Consider the following 26,567-nt stretch of genomic DNA (forward strand, 5'->3'; position numbering starts at 1 on the left):
CTAAGTGTAGAAAAAGCATCATTTAGTGTCAACGTTTATTTTCTAGGAAGAGAAGGTGAATTTCTCAGAAATGCTAAACGTTGACAGGCCTTTCGTTTGAGGTGTATCTTAAAATCAAGCGTAATTATGACTATTTTTCGCCCATAGGGGGGAGACAATTGTGATTCAAACGAAACAAAAAGGTTTGCAAGAAGTTCTTATTGCAGCTATCAAGCGTGCAACTAACGAAAAAACATTGGTTAGTTTTGTAAAACAAATAGACTGGGTGGATCCACTTCTGTTCTATGCAGCAGGAAAAAGGATTTCATTCGAAAATAGATGTTATTTTGCAGACCCGGCTCAGCATGTAATATTTGCAGGAATTGGCTCTGTTTTCACTATAGCAAATTCTTCTCATAAGCGCTTTCAAACCGCTCGCGACGAGTGGGAGAAAGTAAAAGAGAATGCATTTGTCCAAAGAGATGAATATGAATTTGGAACGGGTCCACTTTTATTTGGTGGTTTTTCCTTTGATCCAGAAAAAGAGAAAACGGACCTATGGAAAGAGTTTAAAGATACGACATTTTCACTACCAGCATTTTTATTAACTGTAAAAAATGAAAAAGCATGGTTAACGATGAATACATTTGTTTCAGCAACAGATTGTGCAGAAACTCTTTATAACGAAATGATTTCTTTAGAAGAGAAAATTTTGGGAGAGAGTAAATGTGCGCTAAACGGATCGAAATTAGCTGTTATTTCTAAAGTAGAAGTGGATCCGAAAGGCTGGATGAAAGCAATTGAAAAAGTACAAGATGAGATGAAGCAGGGTAACGTGCAGAAGGTTGTATTGGCGAGGGAACTTAAATTAGAGATGAATCATTCGATTGATTCTGCTCTCGTTTTAGAAGCACTTCGCATTGGTCAACCGGATTGTTACGTATTTTCTTTTGATTATAAAGGAGCATGCTTCTTAGGAGCGACGCCTGAGAGATTAATTCGCAAAGAAGATGAGAAATTTACATCGATGTGTCTTGCGGGTTCAATCGGTCATGGTCATTCTATAGAAGAAAGTGAACGAAATAGTAATGCGCTTCTTCATGATGAAAAGAATTTAGCTGAACATGGGTATGTTGTTAACATGATTCGCTCGGTACTAAATGAACATTGCGAATACGTTAATATTCCGGAAAGCCCAGGCTTATTAACAACGAAAAACTTAATTCACTTATATACGCCTGTAGAAGCAAAAGGCGATGCGAGTCTTTTAACAATGGTAGAAGAATTACATCCAACACCAGCTCTTGGCGGGACACCTCGTTTGGAAGCGATGAAACTGATTCGTGATGTTGAATTGTTAGACAGAGGATTGTATGGTGCACCGATTGGCTGGATAGATGATGAAGGAAATGGTGAATTTGCGGTTGCACTGCGCTGCGGATTATTAAACGGCGAGAAAGCATCCTTATTTGCCGGTTGTGGTATTGTAATTGATTCAATCCCGCAGCTTGAATATGAAGAAACAAGTTTGAAGTTTAGACCGATGCTTGGTGCTTTGGAGGAATTAATGAAATGAACAATCATATAGAAGCATTATCATATTATTTAGGCGCGTTCGTGGATGAACTGACGCGTCTAGATGTATGTGATGTTGTCATTAGTCCAGGCTCACGGTCAACGCCGATTGCTTTACTAATGGAACAACACGAAGGAATGAACACATATTTACATGTAGATGAAAGATCAGCAGGATTTTTCGCGCTCGGTATTGCGAAAGCGAAAAAACGCCCAGTAGCATTATTATGTACGTCAGGAACAGCAGCAGCTAATTACTATCCAGCTGTATGTGAAGCTTTTCATTCAAGGGTCCCGCTTATCGTCTTAACAGCGGATAGACCGCATGAATTAAGAGATGTGGGTGCACCACAAGCAATGAATCAATTTAATTTATACGGTACTTTTGTGAAACAATTTACAGAGATGGCACTGCCAGAAGCGAGTGAAGCGATGTATCATTACGCTCGTATGACGACGCAGCGCATAGTAGCAAGTGCTTGTTTAGCGCCGCAGGGTCCTGTTCATCTTAATTTTCCAGTTCGCGAGCCACTTATCCCCGATTTCTCACTAGAAAGCTTATGGGATAAAGGACGTAGTGAATATACAGGAGTAGTTCAGCAAGGAAACGTGACGATGCCGAGTGAATATGTAGATTCTCTTGTAGGGCGCCTTTCACATATGGAAAAGGGGCTTATTATTTGTGGTGATGATAGTCATTCGGAAATTGCAATGTTTGCCACAGAACTAGCTGAAAAAACTGGCTATCCTATATTAGCAGACCCACTTTCTAATATTCGTAGCGGACACCACGATAAAACGATGGTAATTGACTGTTACGATACATTTTTACGAAATGAACAGTTAAAAAAAACGTGGAAACCGGACGTTTTAATTCGCTTTGGTGGTATGCCTGTTTCTAAATCATTAACGCAGTTCATAAAAAAACAAACGAAAGCAGTTCATATCGTTGTCGATGAATCAGGACAATGGAGAGATCCAGCTCTTGTTGCGACAGAAGTTGTGCAAGCAAGTGACATTGAATTTTGCAAGGAAGTAATAGAAAAAATGCCAGTTATGAAGAAGAATGATTGGTTCGTAATGTGGCAACATATAAACGAAAAAACGAAGGAAACGCTTCGTGAAATAGAAACATATGATACTGCATTTGAAGGAAAGGTTATTACAGATATTGTACGCGTATTACCAGAAGGAGCAACATTATTTGCGAGCAATAGTATGCCAATTCGTGATACAGACTCATTCTTCTTCACATCGGATAAAAATATTCAAGTGATGGCAAACCGCGGTGTAAATGGGATTGATGGAATAATTTCGACAGCTTTAGGAGCGAGCATTATTTGCGATCCGCTCGTATTAGTAATCGGTGATTTATCATTTTATCACGATTTAAACGGATTATTAGCCGCAAAATTACATGAGTTAAATATAACGATTGTCGTTGTAAATAATGACGGTGGTGGTATTTTCTCATTCTTACCACAATATGAGAAAAAGGAACATTTTGAATCATTATTTGGAACTCCAATTGGGCTTGATTATGAGCACGTTGTCAAAATGTACGGTGGTTCATTTAGCCGTGTAAATGGTTGGGAGCAATTCCGTGAAGAAGTACAAAAGGGAGCAACGACAAAAGGTTTACACGTTGTGGAAATTTGTACGAACCGTGATGAAAACTTAACATTGCACCGTACGTTATGGGCAAAAACACAGGACGTAATTACTACATCATTGCAAGGTGAATCAAAATGAACGTAACACTGCAAGGTGTATCGTATGAATATGAAGTAGTCGGGAGCGGGGAACCACTTCTACTTCTTCATGGTTTTACGGGAAGCATGGAAACGTGGCGTTCTTTTATCCCTTCATGGAGCGAGCAGTTTCAAGTTATTGTAGTAGATCTTGTTGGACACGGAAAGACCGAGAGTCCTGAAGATGTTGCACATTATGATATCCGAAATGTGGCATTGCAAATGAAAGAACTATTAGATTACCTTCAGATTGAAAAAGCACATATACTTGGCTATTCAATGGGCGGTAGATTAGCGATTACGATGGCATGTCTATATCCAGATTATGTACACTCTCTTTTATTAGAAAATTGTACAGCTGGGCTCGAAAACGAAGAGGATAGAAAAGAACGTCGTGAAAAAGATGATCGACTTGCTAATAAAATTGAGCGAGAAGGCGTTCAAAGTTTTGTTTCTATGTGGGAAAATATTCCGCTTTTTGAAACGCAAAAACGTTTAGCAGAAAACGTACAAGAAGCGGTGCGAAAAGAACGGCTTGCTAACAACCCAAAAGGGCTCGCGAATAGCTTGCGCGGCATGGGAACAGGGGCTCAGCCTTCATGGTGGGATGAGCTGAAAAACTTAAAAATACCTGTTCTTTTAATGAACGGAGAATATGATGAAAAGTTCTTTCGCATATTAAAAAACATCGAAAAATGCGTTTCTGATGCGAAAATTGTCAAAATTGATGGTGCTGGCCATGCAATTCATGTGGAACAACCGGAAAAGTTTGATACAATAGTAAAGGGATTTCTAAAAACTATGCAGTGATGCTTTTTTCAGCAAGAAGGAAGTCACACTTATAGAGGAGATCAGAAATATACAAGGAGGTAGTTGTAATGGCTATTGAATGGGTAACAGAAGGCAATTACGAAGATATTATTTATTCAACATACAATGGTATCGCAAAGATTTCGATTAACCGCCCTGAAGTACATAACGCATTCCGTCCAAAAACGGTAATGGAGTTAATCAATGCATTTGCACACGCTCGTGATGATGCAAATGTTGGCGTTATCATTTTAACAGGAGAAGGTGGACGTGCATTCTGTTCTGGCGGCGACCAAAAAGTTCGCGGTCATGGTGGATATGTAGGTGACGACCAAATCCCACGTCTAAACGTATTAGACTTACAACGTCTAATTCGCGCAATTCCTAAACCAGTTATCGCAATGGTAGCAGGTTATGCAATCGGTGGAGGACACGTACTTCATATCGTATGTGACTTAACAATCGCTGCAGACAACGCTGTATTCGGACAAACAGGTCCTAAAGTAGGAAGCTTTGACGGTGGATACGGAGCTGGTTACTTAGCTCGTATGGTAGGCCACAAGAAAGCTCGCGAAATTTGGTACCTATGCCGTCAATATAGTGCTGGGGAAGCACTTGATATGGGCTTAGTAAACACTGTAGTACCATTAGAAGAGCTTGAAGCAGAAACAGTACAATGGGCACAAGAAATCTTAGCAAACAGCCCAATGGCACTTCGTTTCCTAAAAGCTGCATTCAACGCAGACACAGACGGTCTAGCTGGTATTCAACAACTAGCTGGAGATGCAACGTTATTGTACTACACAACTGACGAAGCAAAAGAAGGTCGCGACGCATTCAAAGAAAAACGCAGTCCGGACTTCGGTCAATTCCCTCGTTTCCCTTGATCAAAAGCGGAAGCGGCTCGCTTAGAATGTGAGGGGGATGGAGCTTCTGACGTAGAGGCGCTTTTTGCCTCGTAGGAAGAAGTGAAGCCACCGAACATTCTAGCTGCTGTAGCTGGATGTTTTAAAAGCGGAGCCGACTGTTTAGCCCCGTTGGCTAAGGTTCTTTCGCACAGAAAGTGTTTTTTACTTTCTCGTGCGGAAGGTTCTTAGACGGAAGGGGCTAGGAGGCGCAGCTGGATGTTTTAAAAGCGGAAGCGGCTCGCTTAGAACAAGAGGGCGTTGGAACTCCTGACGTAGAGGCGCTTTTTGCCTCGTAGGAAGGCGTGAAACGACCGACTGTTCTAGCCGCTGTAGCTGGATAAGGTCAAACCGGAAACAAAACAACTAAGAGACTTGATATCATATCAAGTCTCTTTCTTTCATGAAAGGAGAATGAATGATGGAGACGATGCCAAATTGGTTAATGCAACGTGCATTTTTAACACCAGATCGCACTGCAATTGAAATAGAGGAAGAGAAAGTTACTTTTATGGAGCTACATGAAAAAGTAGTATCTGTTTGTGAACACCTCACGCATGTTGGAGTGGAGCGAGGGCAAAAGGTGGCTGTTCTGATGAAAAATGGTATGGAGATGATTACAGTTATTCACGCCCTATCTTATGTAGGTGCAGTAGCTGTGCTTTTAAATACGCGTCTTTCAAGAGAAGAGCTACTTTGGCAAATGGATGATGCTGAAGTTGTTTGTTTAGTAACGGATCAAGATTTTGATACTAAAGATGTTCCTGTTTATTCATTCGCCGAAGTGATGAATGGACCAAAAGAGGAAGCCTCTATACAAGAAGAGTTTTCTTTAGAAGAAGCGATGACAATTATTTATACGTCTGGGACGACAGGCAAACCGAAAGGCGTTATTTTAACGTACGGCAATCATTGGGCAAGCGCAGTCGGTTCGTCGCTTAATTTAGGACTTCGTGATGATGATTGTTGGTTAGCCTGCATGCCGATGTTCCATGTTGGCGGGCTATCTCTTTTAATGAAAAACATTATGTACGGCATGCGTATTTTACTTGTTCCGAAATATGATGCTGATTTTATTCATAAAGCACTTCAAAAAAGAGGAGTAACAATTATTTCTGTCGTTTCTAAAATGTTAACTGATTTATTAGAGCGACTTGGGGCAGAGACATATCCATCTTCTTTACGATGCATGTTACTTGGCGGAGGACCAGCGCCAAAACCACTATTAGAAGCATGTGTAGAAAAAGGGATTCCTGTATATCAAACGTACGGTATGACAGAAACATCTTCGCAAATTTGTACGTTATCCGCAGATTACATGTTAACGAAAGTAGGATCAGCTGGAAAACCACTATTTCAGTGCCAACTTCGTATTGAAAAAGATGGCGTAGTAGTGCCACCATTTGCGGAAGGTGAGATTGTAGTAAAAGGACCGAACGTAACAGGCGGTTACTTTAACCGTGAAGATGCGACGCGAGAGACTATTCAAAACGGATGGCTTCATACTGGCGACCTTGGTTATTTAGACGAAGAAGGTTTTTTATACGTATTAGATCGCCGCAGTGATTTAATTATTTCTGGCGGAGAGAATATATATCCAGCTCAAATTGAAGAAGTGTTGCTTTCTCATCCGGCAGTAGCGGAAGCTGGTGTTGTCGGCATGGCTGACGATAAATGGGGACAAGTACCAGCTGCTTTTGTTGTGAAAAGCGGGGCGGTAACAGAAGAAGAAATTCTTCATTTTTGCGAGGAGAAATTAGCGAAATATAAAGTGCCGAAGAAAGCATGTTTCTTAGAGGAATTACCACGTAACGCTTCGAAAAAATTGTTAAGACGAGAGTTAAGACAATTAGTGGAGGAGATGTAGGTGGAAATAAAAAAAGCGACACTGTATATAACGGAAATGCCACTCGTAATCCCGTTTGCTGCAAGCTACGGGACTTACGAAAAGCGTGAGAGTATCGTTATTGAATTAGAGGATACGGACGGGTACATCGGATTTGGGGAAGTCGTTGCATTCTCTGAACCGTGGTATACGGAAGAAACGGTGAAGACAGCGCTGCATGTACTGCAAGACTTTTTAATACCTGATTTATTAAAGGCTGAAATTTCTCATCCGAATGAGGTACCGGGTCTATTTCAACATATAAAAAGAAACCGAATGGCAAAAGCCGGAATAGAGGGGGCTGTTTGGGATTTATATGCGAAGCGTCAAAAGAAATCGCTAGCGACAGTACTTGGCGGAACTAGTCATGAAATTGAAGTCGGCGTTGTAATTGGGATCAATACAATTCCGGTTATGTTAAAACAAATCGAGAAGTACGCCGAAGAAGGATACGAGCGTTTTAAAGTGAAAATAAAGCCAGAGCATGATTATGAGTTATTAAAAGAAATTCGAAAAGAGTTTCCGCATATCCCGCTAATGGCAGATGCGAATTCAGCGTATACATTAGCGGATACGGAGAGGCTGAAACGACTAGATGAATTCCAATTAATGATGATTGAACAACCGTTAGCGGATTACGATTTTCTTGATCACGCGGAGTTGCAAAAGAAAATTGAAACGCCGATTTGTTTAGATGAAAGTATCCATAGTTTAGAAGATGCGCGCGTTGCGATTACGCTTGGTAGTTGCCGCATCGTTAACATTAAGCCAGGGCGAGTAGGCGGATTAACAGAGTCGGTTCAAATTCATAATTATTGCATGGAGCATAACATACCCGTTTGGTGCGGCGGTATGGTAGAAATGGGGATTTCACGAGCGCAAAATGTTGCTCTTGCTTCACTGCCGAACTTTACGATTCCTGGTGATATATCCGCTTCTAGTAGACATTGGCAGAGGGATATTATTTCACCGGAAGTGACGCTTGAGGGCGGGAAAGTGATTGTACCGCAAAGTGTTGAAGCTGAGTATAAAGTTGACCGCGAAAGATTGGAAGAAATTACGAAGCAGCGGATTGTTTTTGAGCGGTAAATGGAAGTTTCATTAGGATGCCCGCAAATAGCGAGAGGATTTTGTCGTTCATTGTCGGTAAGTCGATATAATTGGAAAATCGCTGATATAATTTTATTTACCAAGGTTACTTTAACGAGTAGCCTTTTCGTATTGTACAAATTGGATAGACTAGTTTACAATCGAGCGTATAAAAATGGAATGGAAAAGGGGGAGTAAAATGAAGCGCATTTCAATTTTAATAGCTGATGATGAGGCGGAAATTGCTGACTTAATTGAGATACATTTAGAAAAAGAAGGGTACCATGTTGTGAAAGCAGCGGATGGGGAAGAGGCAGTTCATATTATTGAAACGAAGCCAATCGACTTGGTAGTTTTAGATATTATGATGCCGAAAATGGATGGTTATGAGGTGACGCGTCAAATTCGCGCGAAACATCATATGCCGATTATTTTTTTAAGCGCGAAAACTTCGGACTTTGATAAGGTGACAGGTCTTGTACTAGGTGCGGATGATTATATGACGAAGCCTTTCACACCAATAGAATTAGTTGCACGTGTAAATGCACAACTGCGTAGGTTTTTTACGTTAAATCAACCGAAAGTAGCGGAGAGTAAATCTGCTTTAGAAATAGGCGGAGTCGTAATTAATCCTGAGCGCAGGACGGTTGATGTGTATGGTGAGCAAATTGAATTAACGCCGAAAGAGTTCGATATTTTATATTTATTAGCGAGTCATCCGAAGAAAGTATACAATGTGGAAAATATTTTTCAGCACGTATGGGCGGATGATTATTATGAAGGTGGAAATACAGTAATGGTACATATTCGTACTTTGCGGAAGAAACTTGGAGAAGATAAAAGAAAGGATAAATTAATAAAAACAGTGTGGGGAGTAGGTTATACTTTCAATGGCTAATATGATAAAAAGTTTTCGATTTAAAATGATTGCCTTATTTGCGTTAAGTATGGTGCTTGCAGCAACTGTAACTTATATAATTTATAAAGGATTGCAGTTGTATTATAAAACGATGGTTCGCTACGAAGAGCCTTTAGCACAATTTAGGTCAATGGTAAGGGAATTTGGAGACATTAACTTCTTTTTAATTTTCTTTATTCCGTTATCTATTATCTTTTTCTTCTTTTTGACAAAAACGTATTTAAAATACTTTGATGAAATTTCTAATGGGATTCATCATCTTGCGAACGGTAACTTTACGAATAAAGTTCAAGTTTCATCAAATGATGAGTTTGGAAATATCGCGCGTGAAATAAATGTTGCAAGTGAAAAGTTAAAAGAAGCTGTTGAAAGAGGAGATTTTGCAGAAAGTAGTAAAGATCAGCTCGTTGTGAATTTAGCTCATGATTTAAGAACACCGTTAACATCCGTGTTAGGATATTTAGATTTAATTCTTAAAGATGAAAATTTAACAAAAGAACAAATTAAACATTTCTCCACAATTGCATATACGAAATCGCAAAGGCTCGAAAGTTTAATTGATGAGCTATTTGAAATTACACGTATGAATTATGGCATGCTAAAGCTGGATAAAAAGCCGATCGATATAAGTGAGTTACTTATACAGTTAGAGGAGGAATTGTATCCGTTATTAGAAAAACATCATTTAGAAGCTAGATTGAACGTGGCTCCTCATTTACCGATGCACGGTGATGGAAAATTGTTAGCTAGAGTATTTGAAAACTTGTTAACAAATGCCGTTCGTTACGGGTATGATGGGCAATTTGTTGATATGAATGGATATGTTGATAATGGAGAAGTTGTCGTACAAATTATGAATTATGGAGATAGCATTCCAGAAGAAGATTTACCGTATCTTTTTGATATGTTTTATACAGGTGATAAAGCGAGAACTGAGAACCGTGGCGGGACTGGCCTAGGACTATTCATTGCGAAAAATATTGTCGAGCAGCATAATGGTACGATTTCTGCTGAGAGCAATGTAGTTAGAACGCTATTTGAAGTACGATTGCCAAAAGACGAGAATGTAACAATTTAATAAAAATTTAAACTTTACCCCACTTTTTATTTTAATAGTTTTTTCTATTCTATACGTAAGTTACGTTAAGGAGGAACTAGAAATGAAAAAGTGGGTATTTATTTCTTTTTTTATAGCATTCACAGTATGTGTAGGCGTTTATATATCACCGTTATTTCAAAAGGAAATCGATGTTAAAATTGTCGGGAAAGATGAGCTAGTAAAGGCGGCAAACACCGAGGGGAAAGAGATTACGAAGGAACAAATTTATAAGGGCGATTTATTATTAGTTAACAGGGATTATCCAGTAAAAAAAGATAGTATTAGGTCTGATATTATAAATGTAAATCATAATAGTGAATTAGTAAGAGGTTATGTAATATTTGATAGAAATCTTCGTTTATCAAAGGATGTTGTGAAAAAGTTTTTGAACGTTGTCGATGCGGCTGGAAAAGAAAGTGTTAACCATTTTTTGATTAGTAGTGGTTATAGAGATTTCCAAGAGCAAAAACAGCTATATGAAAAAATGGGATCTGATTATGCACTTCCAGCAGGATACAGTGAACATAATTTAGGATTATCACTGGACATTGGGTCTACTCAAAAGAAAATGGAGAAAGCGCCTGAAGGAAAATGGATTGAAGAGAACGTATGGAAGCATGGCTTTGTATTACGTTATCCGAAAAATAAAAGTAACATTACTGGAATTCAATATGAGCCATGGCATATCCGTTATGTCGGCCTACCTCATAGCGCAATTATGCAAAAAAAGAATTTTACACTAGAGGAATATTTAGAGTTTTTAAAAGGGGAAAAAGAGGTTTCAACTGAAGTAGAAGGTAAGAAATATACTGTTTCTTATTATAAAGTTTCTGAGAATACGAAAGTGAACGTTCCAGCAAACAAGCAGTATGAAATTTCCGGGAACAATATGGATGGGGTTATTGTGACGGTTCAGGAATAGAGAAAAAGGCTGTGCCATTTGGGACAGCCTTTTCTTATATAAGAAAGGAAGTGACGTTTTTTGTCGGTAAATCGATATTCTTTGTCGAATCGTTAATATATTATAAGTTATGATAGATATAATTGAAAAATCGTTGATATATTGTAAGTTATGATAGATATATTCAAAAAATCGTTGATATAATTTCCTATACTATTAGCATTTTGGAGGAGCATCTTTTTATGTATTTTTAAACATTATAACGTTATATTTACTTCTCCCTTTTTTTGTGTTACGCTAAACGTGTGAAAGAGATATAAAATGAAACTTTAATGTAAGCGTATTCTTATGGCTTCTTATAGAAAAGGGTGGAAATACAATGACAGAACGATTCGTACTACGTAATGTGAAACGTGTGAACGGGGAAGAGATTGACATTGTAATTGAAAATAATAAAATCGCACAGGTGACGAAAGCTGGTGCTGGCGAGGGTGGAAAGGTTCTTGATTACTCTGGTACTTACGTATCGAGTGGCTGGATTGATTTGCACGTTCACGCTTTTCCAGAGTTTGATCCGTATGGCGATGAGGTAGATGAAATTGGCGTTAAGCAAGGGGTAACGACAATTGTTGATGCGGGTAGTTGCGGTGCTGATCGCATTGCAGATTTAGTAAAAAGTAGAGAGCAGGCAAAGACAAATTTATTTGCCTTTTTAAATATTTCTCGCATCGGTTTGAAACGAATTGATGAATTATCCAATATGGAATGGATAGATAAAGAGAAAGCGATAGAAGCAGTAGAAAAGTATAAAGATGTAATCGTTGGGTTAAAGGCAAGAATGAGTAAAAGTGTCGTTTGTGATAGTGGAATTGAACCGCTGCATGTAGCGCGCGCTTTATCTCGAGAAACATCATTACCGATTATGGTACATATCGGTTCAGCGCCTCCCCGTATAGAGGAAGTTGTACCTCTTTTAGAAAAAGATGATGTGATTACACATTATTTAAACGGGAAAGAAAATAATTTATTTGATGAAGAAGGGAAACCGCTACCTGTGTTGTTAGATGCGGTGAATCGCGGCGTGCATTTAGATGTTGGTCACGGTAATGCTAGCTTTTCTTTTAAAGTAGCAGAAGCGGCGAAGCGTCACGATATTGCCTTTAATACAATTAGTACGGATATTTACCGGAAGAATCGTATACATGGTCCAGTGTATAGTATGGCTCACGTTCTTTCGAAATTCCTTTACTTAGGTTATCCGCTAGAAGAAGTAATTGGTGCGGTTACGAAAAATGCGGCAGAGTGGCTTAAGAAACCAGAGCTTGGCCGTATTCAAGAAGGGGATATTGCAAACTTAACTTTATTTACGGTTAAAGATGAGAAGGTTACGTTAATTGATTCAGAAGGGGATCAGCGCATTGCTGAAAAAAGAATTGATACGAAAGGGGTTGTAACTAATGGGTCATTCATTGAATGCTAAGTACGGATTAAAAAGAGTGATTAATGCGAGCGGTAGAATGAGTATTTTAGGTGTATCTGCTCCTACAGATACAGTAATGGATGCGATGAAACATGGTGGACAAAATTATGTGGAAATTGCTGATTTAGTAGATAAAGCAGGAGACCATATTGCGAGAATTCTAGATTCAGAGGCAGCGGTCGTTGTGAATTCAGCATCGAGCGGAATTGCGCTTTCTATCGCTGGTATCGTTACAGAAGGAAATCGCCGTAAAAGTGAAAGACTTCATCAAGAAGTAATCGCGAAAAACGAAGTGATTATGTTAAAAGGTCATAACGTTCAATACGGTGCTCCTGTTGAAACGATGATTTACTTAGGTGGAGGAAAACTCGTTGAAGTTGGCTACGCAAATGAAGGGAAAGCAGAACATATTGAAGATGCGATTGGCGAAAATACAGCAGCAATTCTTTATGTGAAATCACATCATGCAGTGCAAAAAAATATGATTTCTGTTGAAGAAGCATGGGAAGTAGCGCAGCGAAATAACGTACCACTTATCGTTGATGCGGCAGCTGAAGAAGACATTCAAAAATATGTGAAGTATTCAGACCTTGCCATTTATAGTGGTTCAAAGGCAATTGAAGGACCTACTTCTGGTATTGTTGGCGGTAAACGAAAATATATCGAATGGCTGAAAGTGCAATTACATTGCATCGGAAGAAGTATGAAAGTCGGGAAAGAGACAACTTTTGGCTTACTTCAAGCGCTTGATGAGTACGGAGTAAAAGAAGATAAGAGCGAGCAAGAAAAAGAATTGCTACAAGTACTTATGCCGCTAAAAGAATTAAATGGTGTAAATGTAACGATCGTTCAAGATGAAGCTGGAAGAGCAATCTTTAGAGCACGTATTCATATTAACGAAAAAGAGTTAAACAAATCAGCAAGAGATGTTGTGACTGCATTACGCGAAGGGGAAATCGCAATTTATACACGTGATTATGGAGTAAGACAAGGATTCTTTGATATCGATCCACGTCCACTTCAAGGTGATGATATACATGTGATTGAAGAAAAAATGAGAGAAATTGTAGGGGGAAACTAAAATGACAAACATTCAAAAACGTTTTTATAAAGGTCGCGTAGCATTAAATGTATTGGCAAACAATATAGAAAACGCAAAAGATATTTTTGAAGCAGCAGAAGGTTATGTAGTAGTGGGAGTGTTATCAAAAGACTACCCAACAGTAGAAGAAGCTGTTACAGCTATGAAAGCATACGGAAAAGAAATTGATGACGCTGTATCAATTGGACTAGGCGCAGGAGATAATCGCCAAGCAGCAGTTGTGGCTGAAATTGCGAAGCATTATCCTGGTAGCCATATTAACCAAGTGTTCCCTTCAGTTGGAGCAACGCGTGCAAATCTCGGCGAAAAAGATAGCTGGATTAATAGTTTAGTATCACCAACAGGAAAAGTAGGTTACGTAAATATTTCTACTGGCCCAATTAGTGCGGCTGGAGAAGAAAAAGCAATCGTTCCAATTAAAACAGCAATCGCACTTGTGCGTGATATGGGCGGAAATTCATTGAAATACTTCCCGATGAAAGGGCTAGCTCACGAAGAAGAATATCGCGCAGTTGCGAAAGCTTGTGCGGAAGAAGGATTCGCATTAGAGCCAACAGGTGGAATTGATAAAGAAAACTTTGAAACAATTGTACGTATTGCGCTTGAGGCAAATATAGAGCAAGTTATCCCGCACGTATACTCTTCTATTATTGATAAAGAAACTGGTAATACGAAAGTAGAAGATGTTCGTGAATTATTAGCAGTCGTGAAAAAGCTAGTTGATCAATATGCGTAAGAAAATTGCAGCGTTCGGCGAAGTAATGATGCGCCTGCAAGTACCTGGATATGAATTGTTGTCGCAAGCTAACACGTTAAATTACTCATTTTCAGGTACAGGTGTGAACGTAGTAGCGGCACTTTCTCACTTAGGGCATGAAGGGCTTCTTATTTCAACTTTACCGGAAAATTCGGTTGGAGATGCAGCTGTATCTTACATTCAAAAGTTAGGGATTCAAACTTCTCTTGTTTCAAGAGGTGGTAAATATGTAGGTATGTATTTTTTAGAAAATGGATTCGGTGCACGTGCAAGCCGCGTTACATATTCGAATCGATTAGAAAGTAGCTTCAATACGGCATGTGAAGAAATGTATCAATTTGAAGAAATCGCAAAGGAAATTGATATCGTTCATTTTTGCGGTATTACACTTGCGATGAATGATACGGTGCGTCATCATATGAAATCTTTAGCGAGAGCAGTTAAAGAAAACGGAGGAACCGTCGTTTTTGATTGTAATTATCGTCCCTCACTTTGGGGAGAAGACGGATATGAACAGGCAAAACCGCATTATGAAGAAATGCTAGGACTTGCTAATATCGTTATGATGAATGAAAAAGATGCGATGTTCGTTCTTGGGATGAAAACAGAAGAGACGGAGCGTGAGGCGCAGCTGCTGGATCTCATTCCAAAGGTAGCTGAAACGTATCATATCGCTACAATCGCTGGTACTCATCGCTCTATTAACAGTGATAATACACATTGGCTTCGCGGGTTTATATGTAAAGATGGTTCGTTCACTTTTGCAAAAACACTTACGTTTTCTGTATATGATAGAATAGGTGCTGGAGATGCTTATACGAGCGGGATTATTCATGGCGAGATAGAAGAGTTTGCACCAGAGAAAGCTGTTTCATTTGCGTCAGCAGCTGGAATGCTAGCACATACAATCGTCGGTGATACGCCAATGTCATCAGAGAAAGATATACTTCGGGCGATGACGGCATCAGTAGGTGATGTAGAAAGGTAGTGGGTGTAACAGTGAACGTAACGAGGAAAAAAGGACCATTATATTTACAAATAAAAAATATTATTCGTGATCGAATATTGCATGGCGTATATGCGATTCATACGAATATTCCTTCAGAACCGCAATTAGAAGAAGAGTTCAAAGTTAGTAAGATTACAGTGCGTAATGCGATTAAAGAACTCGCTCAAGAAGGATATTTGGAAAAGAAGAGCGGCAAAGGAACGAAAGTGATTCGTAATACTTCTGCGACAAAACTGTCAAAGGGTAAGAAATTTACAGAAGTGTTAGTGGAAGAAGGATATAAAGTACAAAAGAAATTATTAAAAGCAGAAATCGTTCATAATGAGGAAGGAACAGTGCCGTTTCGATTATTCGGTAAAGAGAGTTTTCGTATCGAGCGCCTATATATGTTAAATGATACGCCGTATATTCATTATACGCACTATTTCTCAGCTCGAATGGCGAGTACAGATTTATCGGACTTTGATTTACAATCGCTTTACGATTTAGTTGAAGACCGAGGTATACATTTAGAAAACTTCAGAGATGAATTCGCTGTTGGGCTTGCGCCTAGCTTCGTTGCAGAAGCGCTAGGTGAAAAAGAGGGAACAGCGTTATTAAAACGTATGCGCTATTCTTATGATGAAGTTGGCGAAGTAATTGAATATAGCGAAGGCTACTACAATACAGAAATGCAGCATTATGTAGTGAATTATGACGTATAAAAAAGAGGGGATGTTCCCTCTTTTTTTATAAAGTAAAACTTTAATTAGTGGAGGAGGGCATCACCCACTAATTATTAGCCCACACCAATCGGGATAAAAGTAAGGAGAATGAGAGATGGATATATACTTATTAATCGTCACGTTACTTGCGATCACAATTGTTATTTTAGGGGTATCATGGTGGAAATGGCATGCATTTATTAGTTTAACAGTTGCGAGTTTGTTTTTAGCTATTATGTCTGGACTGAACTTAACGAAAATAGTGGCTGCCTATGAAACTGGTGTTGGTAGTGTACTAGGTCATTTAGTTGGTATTTTGGCACTTGGAACTATACTCGGGAAAATGATGTCTGATTCAGGAGCAGGCATGCAAGTTGCAGATTTCTTTATTCGATTTTTCGGCGTAAAAAAATTACCTTGGGCTATGTTATTTGCAGGTTTTGTTATAGGGATTCCCGTCTTTTTTGAAGTAGGGATTGTTATTTTATTACCACTTGTAATTTCAATTCGAAAAACAACGAAGCAAAACATATTATTAATTGCTTTACCTGTTATTGCGGGATTATCTATTGTACATGGACTAGTACCTCCGCATCCAGGTGCCATGACTGCAATCGGTATTTATAACGCGAACTTAGGAAAGGTACTTTTATATTCATTAATTATCGCGTTACCGACGGCTATTATAGCAGGCCCAATATTTGCAAAGTGGGTACATAAGAGGGTTATACCTGAAAATGAACCGGAGCTTGTTCGAGTTACGACAGTATCAACTGATTTGCCAAGTCGTAAAGTTTCATTCTTTATTATTTTATTACCAGTTGTATTGATGATTTTATCAGTAGTTGCACCATATATTTCATTACCGAAAAAATTGACTGAATTTTTCGTATTTATAGGAAGTCCAGTAATCGCCTTACTTATTTCATGTTTCGCAGCATTTTATTTACTTGGTATCAAACAAGGTATTAATAAAAAGATGATTAAAAAATTAACAGATGAAAGTTTATTGCCTGTCGGTTCTATTATTTTAATAATTGGTGCAGGCGGTGGATTTAAACAAATATTAATTGAAAGCGGCGTTGGAACAGCTATTGCACAAATGGCAGAACATATTTCGTTATCACCAATCGTATTAGCTTTCATGGTAGCTGGTTTAATTCGAATTGCAACAGGTTCAGCTACAGTAGCATTAACGACAGCAGCAGGGATTGTTTCACCAGTTATTCAGCACATGTCTGGTGTGAATTTAGAGCTTCTCGTTATTGCAACCGGTGCAGGTTCATTAATGTTTTCTCACGTAAATGATGCAGGGTTCTGGCTTGTAAAAGAGTATTTAGGTTTGACGGTGAAGGAAACATTTAAAACGTGGACGGTGCTGGAAACATTGTTATCATTTATTGCATTTGGTTTTGCTCTTTTGTTGAATATGTTTCTTTAAAGGATACCTGAATAGGTATCTTTTTTTTTGATTAAGCCCAATTCCTAAAACAAGCCCGTTTTTAGGTAAGCCAAGCTTCCTATTCGCCCTGAAAACATAATATAAATGGAATCCCCTCATTTAGAGCAAGGTGAACTTGTTATGAATGATACTAAAGGAGGAATAGGGTAATGAGCGAAAAGTGTGAACACAGACATGATGATTGTAACCGCAGACATGGTTGCGGAGGCGGTTTTGCGCTTCTAATCGTATTGTTTATTTTATTAATTATCATCGGTGCTAGCTGCTTCGGCGGAGGCGGCGGTTGTGGCTATGGTGGTTACGGCGGTTATGCAGGCGGCTACGGTGGATATTGCTGCTAATTATTAAAAACTATTGAAAATAGCCTTGTGCATATTGCACAAGGCTATTTTATTCATATTTTTATATGCTGTGATAATTTATTAATGTACAGAGAACGGATTAAGAAGAAGAAAATGATCTCGATAATCCCGAAAAAGGTGAGTACGATACATGTCTCTTTTAGTAAGGAGAAAGAAAACATGCTTTGTAAAAACTTAACCGCAAATAATGTGTGAACACCAGCAACGATGTAAGGAACGAAAAATAAAATTCCTAATTGAATCGTTGCAGAGCGAAACATTTCTGATTCAGTTAAGCCAAGCTTTGTAATCGTAATATACTTTTGTCTTTCAGTTGTTAAGTCATTATACATACGGAAATATAAAACACTAGCTGCTCCGATAAAGAAAATAAAGCCGAGAAATGTCCAAATAAAGAATTGAGCGACTGCATTTCCTTTACTATGAACGAGTTCATCCGTAGCTGTATAAATATAAAATGGTTTAATGAAATTTTCTTCATTTTTATGTGCTTCATACAAAATTTCTGCATCATGATCTAAGCTTTTTAATATATTTTTTGTTGGGACAATTGCATTTTCCCAATTTTCCACGAAGTAGTTATAGACTGTAATTGTTTCAATATGAGGAATCATATTTTCAATTACTTCATCTTGCATCACAATTAAGTGAGGTAATGCAAAGGGAGGCTCAATTCCTCTATTAATAAAACCTTTAATTTGAAATTCCTTTTTATTAGAGCCAAGTGTAATTGTGTTCTGCTTCGCAAATGGGTTAGACACGAGATTTAATAACGCTGGTGAATAGCGAGAAATATTATAAACTTGTGAAGAATCGAGAGTGATTTTTGGTCTGTTTAATTGCTGTGCTATTGCGTTATAATCACTCATTTTCATAATGGCAATTGACTCTTTTGAAGCTGTATCTTTTAAAACGGTAAACTTATATTTGTCATATTGAAAATTAGCATTTGTAAGTTCAGTTTCAATCGTAGTAATATGCTTTTGTTCAAATGCATTAACACCTTCTGATGTATAGGTGAATGGTATTGGATATCGTTCTAGTATGGGTGCTTTCGTATTATTGTTTGCAGCAAATAACCCGATAATAATTGTAAATGCAAGTGCAGATAGCATAGAAACAATAAAGAGTACATTAATATTACTGCGTGTACGAGAAACTAAATCTGAAATCCATAACATATTTATTTGTTTTAAGTAAAACTTTCTTCGTTTCTTTAAAATATAGATAAAGAGAAGAAATGTTTGTGAAAAAAATAAATACGTCCCAATCACTACAAGCGGTAAAATAGATAGCATAATTAAGAATACAGATCCATTTTGTGCATTTTTTTCCGTTATGTAGCCTTGCGGATAACCGGCAATATAATAACATAGTCCTAAACAAGTTAAAGCAAATAGTGAAATGAGTATAGATGGTTTTTTTTCGCTCTTCTCTTTGTTAACGCCCTTAATAAGCTTCGTTGTTTTTCGAGTACGAATAAACATTGGTGTAAATGTAGAAACGATTAAAAATAAAATGATAAACGTTACGGTTGTAACGATAATCGCTTCTGTTGGCCAATATAAATAGAGACCTTTCGCGTTTGTTAATTTCGAAGTGACTAATAAGAAAAAGTTAGAAAATACAAGTCCACCTTGAATGCCGATAAAGATAGATAATATCCCAATTATCATGTTTTCGGTAAATAACAATCTTTTTAATTGTCTCTGTGAGATACCAAGAATAGTGAGTATCCCGAATTGCTGCTTCCGTACATTTAAAAATGTTCCAATTGAATATAAGAGAAAGAAGAACGAGAACATAACAATCACAAGCTGTGCTGTACTAGCTAAATTCATTAGAGGATCACGTTCTTGAAAGCTTTGTACACTCTGTAAGCGTGGATGATACGCGTATACAGTAAATGAAAAGAAAACCATGATAGAAAACGCACTACTTACAAAGTAGGCGAAATATGCTTTTGAATTACGTGAGACATTTTTAAATGCGAATTGCCAAAACGTCATCCACGTCTTCCTCCTAATAAGGCTAGAACATCTAATATTTCTTGATAAAACTTCTCGCGATATAATCCGCGGTGCAGTTCATTGTAAAGCTCTCCATCTTTAATGAAAATAACACGGTTACAATAACTTGCTGCAAACGGATCGTGCGTAACCATTAAAATCGTTGCATCTTCTTCTTTGTTTAATTTCGTAAATAACTCCATTACATCAATAGCGGCTTTTGAATCCAGGTTCCCTGTCGGTTCATCGGCTAGTAAGAGAGAAGGGTGATGAATAACAGCGCGTGCTACTGCAGTGCGCTGTGCTTGTCCTCCAGAAACTTCAAAAATACGTTTGTCCAAAATATGATCAATTCCAAGTTTTTTTGAAATGTTATCAAGCTTTTCATCCATTTCTTTTAATGGAACATTATCTAATGTTAAAGGTAGTACGATATTTTCACCGATTGTTAGTGTATCTAGTAGGTTAAAGTTTTGGAAAACAAATCCTAACTCTTGGCGGCGGAAAATAGCTAACTTCTCTCTACGAAATGTGTGTGGTTTTTTTCCGTTAATAACGACGTCACCAGAAGTAGGAGAATCAATTGTAGAAATAACGTTTAAAAATGTAGATTTCCCGCTACCAGATGGACCCATAATGGCAACGAATTCCCCTTTATCTACGTGTAAATTTATATTTTTTAAAGCAGTATGAGGGACTTTTCCCTCATATACTTTTGAGACGTTTTTTATGTGTAATACTTCTTCCATAGTAATCACCTTTCTACTTTTAAAACTTAATATGTTGTGATAATTTTTGCATATAAAAGGAACGAATTAAAAGGAAAAATAAAATTTCAACTGTTCCAAAAATCAACAGTACGACTGTAATCTCAGCGAAGAACGAGAGATGTAAAACTTCTTGTAGCATCTTTGTCGCAAACATCGTATGGATTGACGCCATGATGTAAGGCACGAAGAAAAGAATCGCAAGCTGAATTGTCGCTGAACGTTTCATTTCAGTTTCAGTTAAGCCAATTTTCGTAATCGTTATATATTTTTCTTGCTCATTTGTTAAATCTGTATACATTCGGAAGTAAAGAACACTACCAGCACCGATAAAGAAGATAACACCTAAGAAAGTACCAATTAAGAAGAACGAAGCGACATTTAGTTTTGTCTTATATAGGGAATCACTCGCTTCACTTGCATGGAAAGGTGGATGCTCTGCTTGAATTGCTGCATTATCGTTATCAATTTTTGTTATAAACGATGAACCGATATTATGTGCTTTTTCCCAATCTGTAACTTTGAAGTTATATACACTCATTTGTTTGGAAACTGTGGATAAGGATTCTACATTTTCATCAGATAGTATGAGTAATTGGTATATTAAGCTGTTTGGGAATGGGCTATAACTTTTATATTCTTTCACTTGTAGTTGTAAATTGTTTTGAGTAAGTGTAAGAGTATTTTTCTTTTCTTCATTGTGAAGTGTTCCAATAACTTGATCATCTAAGTCTTTCATAAGAATATAAGATTCATTCTTATTTACCGTAAGTTTTTCCCAATTTAATGCTTTAGCAAGTACATTATAGTCACTTTGTTTAATTGCGTAATAGAGCTGCGTGTTATCTTCAGCTGAAGATACCTCATATATATCGGTTTTAAATTTCGTATAAGTAAAATGCTCTTCATTAAATTTTTGCTCTAACCAGTTTAAATGTTCATCAGCTAATGTATTTTCAGTATGCGATAAATACGTAAACGGGAAAGGGTTTTGTCTAATTGCATCAAACTTTGTAAATTTCCCAAAACCGTATAAGAATGTAATCATTGTAAAAGCGAGTGTTGATAGCATCGCTACAATAAAGAGCATGTTAATGTTTGTCCGAATGCGCGCTGCTAAATCCGAAATCCAAAGCATATTAATTCGTTTCATATAAAACGTTCTTCGCGTTTTTAAAATACGAATAAGTAAAAAACTAATTTGTGAAAAGAAAAAGTATGTTCCAGCTGCAATAAGCGATGGAATAACAAATATACTAGAGACGGCATATAAAAGCCCAATGATATCGCCTAACGACATAAAATATAATGGATTGGATTCTAATACATATCCAGTTATTAAACATGCCGCACCAAATAGAGAGATGAGCACGGATGCTTTTCTTTCTTTTTGTTGTTTTCCTTCTTTTAAAAGACGTACGGCTTTTCTCGTGCGAATGAGCATCGGTGTAAAAGATGATACGAGAATGAAGAGCCCGAGAAAGATGATGATAGTTAAAACGATAGCACTTGTAGGCGGATATAAATATAAACCAGGTACGTGTGTAATTTTGGCGGTAACTAATAAAAAGAACTGTGAAAAGACAACTCCAAGTTGAATACCAAAAAATATAGAAAGAGCACCAATTAACATATTTTCTATAAATATGAGTCGCTTTAATTGTTTTTGGGATATGCCAAGTACTGTTAAAATCCCGAACTGTTTTTTTCGTACTTTTAAAAACGTCCCGATTGAATACAGTAAAAAGAAAAATGAAAAGAACACAATGACAACTTCTGAAATTGTCATTAATATGTTCAGAGAATAATTCACGTCTGTCATATGCAATTTAGGATGAAATAAATAAACTGCAAATGAGAAAAAGATTGCGATGGAGAACGCACTGCTTACAAAATAGGCGAAATAAGCTCTGGCGTTCCGCGTCACGTTTTTAAATGCAAACTGCCAAAATGTCATTCACCTGAACCTCCTGATAGGGTGAAGATGAGAAGAGCATAAGAAATACTCTTTTCATCAAGTTTGTTTTAAATATTTTGTCCACTCGTGTATTGTGATAATTTTTGCATATAAAGTGAACGAATGAATACGAAAAATACGATTTCAACGAATCCAAAAATAATAAGAACGGCTGAAACCTCTTTGAACAGAGATAAACCAATTACATCTTGTAGCATTTTTGTTGCGAACATTGTATGAATGGATGCCATAATGTACGGAATGAAAAATAAAATACTAAGTTGAATGGTTGCAGATCGTTTCATCTCTGTATCTGTTACACCGATTTTAGAAATCGTTATATATTTCTCTTGTTCGTTCGTCAAATCCGTATACATTCTAAAGTAAAGAACGCTACCAGCTCCAATGAAGAAAATAACTCCTAAAAATGTCCCAATTAGGAAAAATGCAGCACTGCCTGATGTTATTTTGTATAACGATCCTGCTGATTCAAAGGAACGAATAAGAGGTCCTTCATACTGGGATTTATTTCGATCTTTTTGCACTTTTTCTATAAAATTATCAGCAATTTCATATGTCTGTTCCCAGTTTTGAATTTTGTAATTGTATGCTGATATATGCTTTACGGTGCTAGGTAAGTTATTTACGATAACATCAGGCAAAACTATCGTTTGATATGAAAAGCCAGATGGAATTGCATTCACATGCTCATAGCCTTTCACTCGTAATTTCGTATTTGTACTAGAGAGTGTAATGTAATCTCTTTTGTAGCTTTGCTCAAATTCGTTGAATATGGTGATATAAGATGTCCCTGTAAGCACATATGCTTCGTTATCATCCATAAATAGTTGTTTCATTCGTAAAGAATATGCAAGTTTGTTATAGTCACTTTGCTTAATTGCGTATACGTCATTATAAATAGCTATATCTTTATCTTCTTTTAGTGGTGTTTCATATATATCAGCTTTTATTTTTTGATAGGGGAAATGCTCTTTTTGTAATTGTTGCTCAAGCCAATTTAAATGCTCTGTAACAAAAGGGTTCGCATCATAAGAAAAATAAGAAATTGGAAAAGGAGAAGTTCTATTCACCTCTAGCTTAATAAATTTCCCGAATCCATATAGAAACGTAATCATTGTGAAAGCAATTGTAGATAGCATCGCTACAATAAACAGCATATTAATATTCGTTCGAATACGGCTTGCTAAATCCGAAATCCAAAGCATATTAATCCGTTTCATATAAAACTTCCTTCTTTTCTTTAAAATATAAATAAGTAAGAAACTAATTTGTGAAAAGAAGAAATATGTTCCAATTGTAACAAGCGTTGGGATAACGAAAATACTTGAAACCATATATATAACACCGATTTGCGGGCTTACTGATACGAAATATTTAGGATTTCCAGCTAACGCATAACCACCAAATAAACAAATCGCACCAAATAATGAAACAAGTATGGATGGTTTTCTTTCTTTTTGTTTTCCACCATTTGTTTTTAAAAGGTGTACTGCTTTTTTTGTACGAATAAGCATTGGTGTGAATGCAGATACAATGATAAAAAGACTAAGGAAAACAATGGTTGTTAAAATAAACGCGTTAGTAGGCCCGTATAAATATATTCCTGGAACATGCGTAAGTTTGGCTGTTACTAATAAGAAAAATTGAGAAAAAACAACTCCAAACTGCATGCCGAAAAAGATAGATAAAATCCCGATTAACATATTCTCCATAAAAATAAGACGATGTAATTGTTTTCTCGATATTCCTAAAATGGTCAAAATACCAAATTGTTTTTTTCTAACTTTTAAAAAAGTACCAATGGAATATAGTAAAAAGAAGAAAGAGAAAAATACAATTACTACTTCTGAAAATATCATTAATGCTGAAATTTCAGAGGTCATGTCAAAGTTTTGTAATTTCGGATGGAATAAGTAAACAGCAAACGAAAAGAACACAGCAATGGAAAAGGAACTACTTACAAAGTAAGCAAAATAAGCTCTCGAGTTGCGCGTGACGTTTTTAAATGCAAATTGCCAAAATGTCATAGATTATACCTCCGGCTAGAAGATATAGAAGTAGTTGTATTGCAAAAAATGTATGAGAGTGAGTTCTCATACATTTTGCTTGCATATGTTACGATCATACTTCGGTCACCTTCTCCGTATGTTCTGCTTGATTATTTGCAGCGTTGTGGAAGATGATTTTAATCGTCGTTCCTTTACCAACTTCAGAATCTAGTTTGACAGAGTGACCTAAATAATCACAAATTTTACTTACAATATAAAGTCCCATACCAGTAGATTCTCCGAAGGCGCGACCGTTTTTCCCAGTGTAAAACGGTTCAAATACTCTTCGAATATCTTCTTGTGGAATACCAACACCTTCATCACGAACTTCTAAAATAATATCTTTTCCGTTTCGGTAAGCAGATAAGAAAACTTTCTTTCCGCGCTCACCGGAGTAACGAACAGCGTTTGTCATTAATTGATAGATGATAAATTTTAGCCATTTTGCATCAGAAGCAACTTTTAAATCAGAATGGACTTCTAAAACAGGGAAGACACCATTACGAATGAATAGTTCTTTTAATCCGTTAATATTTTTTGTTACCGTATCTTTTAATGAAATCGTCTCGACATGGAAATCTTCATGGAAGTTATTTAACCTAGCCATGTATAAAGCCATATCAAGCCCTTGGTTTAGACGCTCTAATTCTTTTTTAAACTTTGGAATTAAATGCTCGTCTTCCATTTCTAGCACCATAAGCTGCATAACAGAAACAGGTGTCTTCATTTGATGTACCCAATGGTTAATGAATAGTTGATGTTCTTGTTGTTTTACTTCATACGATTGTAGTTCTTTTTGGAAGAGGCGGTACTGCGTACGCACGAGTTCATTGACACCGTGAGGCATCGGAGCAGTCGCTCTTTCAATAAACGCATCTTCCATTTTTTCTGGTTGCTCACTTAATCTATGGTACATTCTACGATTGCGAACGTAACGGTAAGCGAGGAAACAAATAAATAAATATAAACTTAAAACGACGAAGTAAAATTTATTGTTTTGAAATCCATCTACTGCATCATAAAGAACGAAAATGATACCGAAGTTTAAAACGTACAGTAGGAAAAATGCAAAATGATCACGTAAAAATAGCTTCATGCTTATTCACTCCAAGTTGCGTTAAAGCGATATCCAAGTCCACGTACTGTTTCAATAGAGTTCTCAATGCCAAGCTCATTAAACTTTTTACGAAGACGCGTAATGTTTACGTTTAATGTATTTTCTTCAACGAAGCTCTCGTCATCCCAAAGCGCAGCTAATAAATCTTCACGGCTCGCTGTACGAGGGAATTTAGATAATAACATTTCAGCTAAAATAGCTTCTTTCTTCGTTAAAAGAACTTGTTCAGATCCGAAGTGAATTTCAGGACGTTCTGGGAATAGTTTTAAACCTTCTACTTCAACGATACGTTCAGAAATATTTGGTGCATAATCACCGTAAATACGACGTAATTGTCCTTTAATTTTCGCCATTACAACATCGTAGTGGAACGGTTTTGTAATGTAATCATCCGCACCGCTTTCAATTGCCATAATTTGTTCCATCTCACCAGCACGAGCTGAAATGAAAATAATTGGACAAGTAGATTCATGACGAATTTGACGGCACCAGTAGAAACCATCGAATTTCGGTAAGTTTACATCAAGTAAAACAAGATGTGGTTTCACAGCGTTAAACGATTCCATAATATCATCGAAATTCTCCGCTACCACAGCCTCATAACCGTACTTCTGAATGTGAGATTGCAGTAATGATGAAATATTTGGATCGTCTTCAACGATTAAAATTTTATACATATGTATATTCCTCCTCAAAAAAACAATTGTAGCTATAGTGTATCATGTGTTTCAAGTCTTTTCATTATGTTGAAAGATAAGCTAGTAAACAGTATAGGTTAAAAGTGAGAAAAGTAAAAAGGGCGCTGGATTAAATTGACAAATAACGGTAATCGGTTTAACATTTAGATAAATATCTAAAT

At 37.1% G+C, this 26,567-nt stretch carries 22 protein-coding genes; 16 read left to right on the forward strand and 6 right to left on the reverse strand.

Annotated elements, in window-relative coordinates:
* Positions 1-160: 160 nt before the first annotated feature.
* The 16 genes from BM089_RS09230 to BM089_RS09320 all read left to right on the forward strand — a co-directional run bounded on the left by BM089_RS09230 (position 161) and on the right by BM089_RS09320 (position 17,768).
* On the forward strand, positions 161-1,555 hold the full coding sequence (locus BM089_RS09230; RefSeq protein ID WP_090976759.1) for an isochorismate synthase: 1,395 nt from the start codon (positions 161-163) through the stop codon (positions 1,553-1,555).
* Entirely contained in the window at positions 1,552-3,306 is a 1,755-nt protein-coding gene (menD, locus tag BM089_RS09235) for a 2-succinyl-5-enolpyruvyl-6-hydroxy-3-cyclohexene-1-carboxylic-acid synthase (protein ID WP_075717051.1), read from the forward strand. Before BM089_RS09230 ends, menD begins: the two co-directional genes overlap by 4 nt.
* A complete protein-coding gene (gene menH, locus BM089_RS09240) occupies positions 3,303-4,115 on the forward strand; it encodes a 2-succinyl-6-hydroxy-2,4-cyclohexadiene-1-carboxylate synthase (RefSeq protein ID WP_075717052.1) in 813 nt (270 codons plus the stop codon). The genes menD and menH overlap by 4 nt, the downstream gene beginning before the upstream one ends.
* A gap of 68 nt (positions 4,116-4,183) precedes the next feature.
* Entirely contained in the window at positions 4,184-5,002 is an 819-nt protein-coding gene (gene menB, locus BM089_RS09245; RefSeq protein ID WP_065229489.1) for a 1,4-dihydroxy-2-naphthoyl-CoA synthase, read from the forward strand.
* A gap of 439 nt (positions 5,003-5,441) precedes the next feature.
* On the forward strand, positions 5,442-6,887 hold the full coding sequence (locus BM089_RS09260; RefSeq protein ID WP_139213246.1) for an o-succinylbenzoate--CoA ligase: 1,446 nt from the start codon (positions 5,442-5,444) through the stop codon (positions 6,885-6,887).
* A complete protein-coding gene (gene menC, locus BM089_RS09265; protein WP_090976765.1) occupies positions 6,888-7,994 on the forward strand; it encodes an o-succinylbenzoate synthase in 1,107 nt (368 codons plus the stop codon).
* 199 nt (positions 7,995-8,193) lie between these two features.
* A complete protein-coding gene (locus BM089_RS09275) occupies positions 8,194-8,892 on the forward strand; it encodes a response regulator transcription factor (RefSeq protein ID WP_090976770.1) in 699 nt (232 codons plus the stop codon).
* Complete coding sequence (locus BM089_RS09280; protein ID WP_090976773.1) at positions 8,885-9,991, forward strand: sensor histidine kinase; 1,107 nt, start codon at positions 8,885-8,887, stop codon at positions 9,989-9,991. Before BM089_RS09275 ends, BM089_RS09280 begins: the two co-directional genes overlap by 8 nt.
* Before the next feature lie 82 nt (positions 9,992-10,073).
* Positions 10,074-10,934, forward strand: a complete 861-nt coding sequence (locus tag BM089_RS09285) for a M15 family metallopeptidase (protein ID WP_090976776.1) — start codon at positions 10,074-10,076, stop codon at positions 10,932-10,934.
* Positions 10,935-11,292: 358 nt separating this feature from the next.
* Complete coding sequence (locus BM089_RS09290; RefSeq protein ID WP_090976778.1) at positions 11,293-12,393, forward strand: amidohydrolase/deacetylase family metallohydrolase; 1,101 nt, start codon at positions 11,293-11,295, stop codon at positions 12,391-12,393.
* Positions 12,371-13,474, forward strand: a complete 1,104-nt coding sequence (locus tag BM089_RS09295) for a DgaE family pyridoxal phosphate-dependent ammonia lyase (protein ID WP_060632690.1) — start codon at positions 12,371-12,373, stop codon at positions 13,472-13,474. The genes BM089_RS09290 and BM089_RS09295 overlap by 23 nt, the downstream gene beginning before the upstream one ends.
* Position 13,475: 1 nt before the next feature.
* Entirely contained in the window at positions 13,476-14,231 is a 756-nt protein-coding gene (locus BM089_RS09300; RefSeq protein ID WP_090976780.1) for a 2-dehydro-3-deoxy-phosphogluconate aldolase, read from the forward strand.
* Entirely contained in the window at positions 14,224-15,240 is a 1,017-nt protein-coding gene (locus tag BM089_RS09305) for a sugar kinase (RefSeq protein WP_090976782.1), read from the forward strand. The genes BM089_RS09300 and BM089_RS09305 overlap by 8 nt, the downstream gene beginning before the upstream one ends.
* The gene (locus BM089_RS09310; protein ID WP_090976784.1) at positions 15,240-15,965 is read left to right on the forward strand and encodes a GntR family transcriptional regulator; all 726 of its coding nucleotides are present in this window, start codon (positions 15,240-15,242) and stop codon (positions 15,963-15,965) included. The genes BM089_RS09305 and BM089_RS09310 overlap by 1 nt, the downstream gene beginning before the upstream one ends.
* A 115-nt stretch (positions 15,966-16,080) precedes the next feature.
* The gene (gntP, locus tag BM089_RS09315; protein ID WP_000356187.1) at positions 16,081-17,406 is read left to right on the forward strand and encodes a gluconate permease GntP; all 1,326 of its coding nucleotides are present in this window, start codon (positions 16,081-16,083) and stop codon (positions 17,404-17,406) included.
* 170 nt (positions 17,407-17,576) lie between these two features.
* Positions 17,577-17,768 carry a YjcZ family sporulation protein gene (locus BM089_RS09320; RefSeq protein WP_001290392.1) on the forward strand — a complete coding sequence of 64 codons (192 nt, stop codon included), beginning with the start codon at positions 17,577-17,579 and terminating at the stop codon, positions 17,766-17,768.
* 53 nt (positions 17,769-17,821) lie between these two features.
* Here BM089_RS09320 and BM089_RS09325 read toward each other — a convergent pair whose 3' ends face one another.
* The 6 genes from BM089_RS09325 to BM089_RS09350 all read right to left on the reverse strand — a co-directional run bounded on the left by BM089_RS09325 (position 17,822) and on the right by BM089_RS09350 (position 26,385).
* Entirely contained in the window at positions 17,822-19,798 is a 1,977-nt protein-coding gene (locus tag BM089_RS09325; protein ID WP_090976786.1) for an FtsX-like permease family protein, read from the reverse strand.
* Positions 19,795-20,547, reverse strand: a complete 753-nt coding sequence (locus tag BM089_RS09330; protein ID WP_000393250.1) for an ABC transporter ATP-binding protein — start codon at positions 20,545-20,547, stop codon at positions 19,795-19,797. Before BM089_RS09330 ends, BM089_RS09325 begins: the two co-directional genes overlap by 4 nt.
* A gap of 19 nt (positions 20,548-20,566) precedes the next feature.
* Positions 20,567-22,522: an ABC transporter permease gene (locus BM089_RS09335; RefSeq protein ID WP_075717293.1), complete on the reverse strand. Its 1,956-nt coding sequence runs from the start codon at positions 22,520-22,522 to the stop codon at positions 20,567-20,569.
* 68 nt (positions 22,523-22,590) lie between these two features.
* Complete coding sequence (locus BM089_RS09340) at positions 22,591-24,570, reverse strand: ABC transporter permease (protein WP_090976788.1); 1,980 nt, start codon at positions 24,568-24,570, stop codon at positions 22,591-22,593.
* 94 nt (positions 24,571-24,664) lie between these two features.
* Positions 24,665-25,687 (reverse strand): sensor histidine kinase, encoded by a 1,023-nt coding sequence (locus tag BM089_RS09345; protein ID WP_000765342.1) that lies wholly within the window; start codon positions 25,685-25,687, stop codon positions 24,665-24,667.
* A 2-nt stretch (positions 25,688-25,689) separates the two neighbouring features.
* A complete protein-coding gene (locus BM089_RS09350) occupies positions 25,690-26,385 on the reverse strand; it encodes a response regulator transcription factor (RefSeq protein WP_000276738.1) in 696 nt (231 codons plus the stop codon).
* Between the last annotated feature and the right edge of the window lie 182 nt (positions 26,386-26,567).

The sequence above is a fragment of the Bacillus sp. 5mfcol3.1 genome (assembly GCF_900114335.1).
Lineage (GTDB): Bacteria > Bacillota > Bacilli > Bacillales > Bacillaceae_G > Bacillus_A > Bacillus_A thuringiensis_S.